We start from the raw sequence: 1,306 nt of genomic DNA, 5'->3' as shown, positions 1-1,306 counted from the left end.
TGCGGCCGGGCGTCCCCGAAGAGGGACGCGAGGGCCGCGACCTTGCGGGTACGGGACGGTTCGGCGGCGATCTGCCGTGACACGTCCGCCAGGCGAGCCAGCAGCATGCCGCCATGATGCCCGCCGCCGTCCCCGAGCGCACGTCCTGTCCCGTCTTCGCGGGAACCGCCCGCAGCGCGCGGTTCATCGGCCGGCGGGTGCACCGAACAGCCGGTCCAGGTGGCGGTCGAGCAGGCGCAGTGCCTCTTCGGGAGTGTGGACGTGGAGCAGCGTGTACGCCGTCAGTCCGTCGACGAGGCTGATGAGGATCATCGCCTCGTCGTCCGGGTCGCGGTCCGCGGGCAGCTCGCCGCGCTCGCCGGCTCTGCGCAGCAGTCCGGCGAGGAACACGCGAAGCGCCGGGATGCCGTCCTGGGCCTCGGCCCGAAGGCGTTCGTCGTGGACGGCCGGTGCGAAGTAGGCGGCGGCGACGAGCTGGCCGATGCGGCTGTGTTCGTCCAGCGGCAGCATCCCGGTGACGCATGCGCGCAGCACGAAACGGGGCGGGGGCTCCTGACCGAGACCGGCCGCGGTCTTCTCGACGCCCTCCCGGATGCGCCGCTCGGCGAGTTGGTTGATCTGCCTGAGGGCGAACACGAGCATCTCAGCCTTGGAGCGGAAGTAGTGCTGCAGCCGGCCGAGGGAGATGTCGGCCTCGGCGGCCACGTCGCGCAGGCTGACTCCGTCGAGCCCGCGCGTGCTCGCGATGCGCCAGAGCGCCTCGGAGATCTCACGCCGTCTCTCGTCATGGTCGACCTTCTTGGGCACGGCACCCTCACTCCCTTTTGCAAGTCACTCGTACCGTTGTAACGTATCGCCACCCAATACACTTGACTTGGAACACGGGGGAGCCCCATGCCTATGCCCACACCCATGCCGCCTCCCATGCCCGCACCCGCACCCACTGCCCTGTCTCTGCGACCACCTCGCTTCGGCGTCGATCCGCGCGCCCGGCGCTGGTGGACCATGCAGGCCCTGCTCTCGGTCAGCGGGCCCATGCTGCTCGTCGCGATCACACTGGCGGCACTCTCCGCCCTGTTCTTCGCCGGAGCACTGCCCTGGCTGGGCCCGCTGCTGCTGGTGACGCTCGTCGTACCGGCGCTGGTGTACCTGAGGGTGTGCCATCCAGGGCCGCGATGACCTGCACGTTCATGCCGTGCCGGTGGTGCTTCTGAGACGCTGTTCGCGGCGATCATCTATGTGCCGGTGTCCGGTTGCTCCTGGCGTGCGTTGCCGCCTTGCTTCGGGATATCGAAGTCCACCGCCC

At 69.6% G+C, this 1,306-nt stretch carries 2 protein-coding genes and 1 pseudogene; 2 read left to right on the top strand and 1 reads right to left on the bottom strand.

Annotated features, from left to right (window positions below):
• Positions 1-183: 183 nt before the first annotated feature.
• Complete coding sequence (locus tag ACIQMR_RS38390) at positions 184-807, bottom strand: TetR/AcrR family transcriptional regulator (RefSeq protein ID WP_401397806.1); 624 nt, start codon at positions 805-807, stop codon at positions 184-186.
• 117 nt (positions 808-924) lie between these two features.
• On the opposite strand from ACIQMR_RS38390, the gene ACIQMR_RS38385 reads away from it, so the two are divergent.
• Entirely contained in the window at positions 925-1,179 is a 255-nt protein-coding gene (locus ACIQMR_RS38385; RefSeq protein ID WP_401397803.1) for a hypothetical protein, read from the top strand.
• A gap of 33 nt (positions 1,180-1,212) precedes the next feature.
• Positions 1,213-1,306, top strand: a pseudogene (locus ACIQMR_RS38380) (IS5/IS1182 family transposase); the annotation flags it as partial.

The organism is Streptomyces sp. NPDC091376 (genome assembly GCF_044757085.1).
GTDB lineage: Bacteria > Actinomycetota > Actinomycetes > Streptomycetales > Streptomycetaceae > Streptomyces > Streptomyces pratisoli.
The sequence above is the reverse complement of the archived record's forward strand: the minus strand, read 5'-3'. Positions and strand labels throughout refer to the sequence as shown.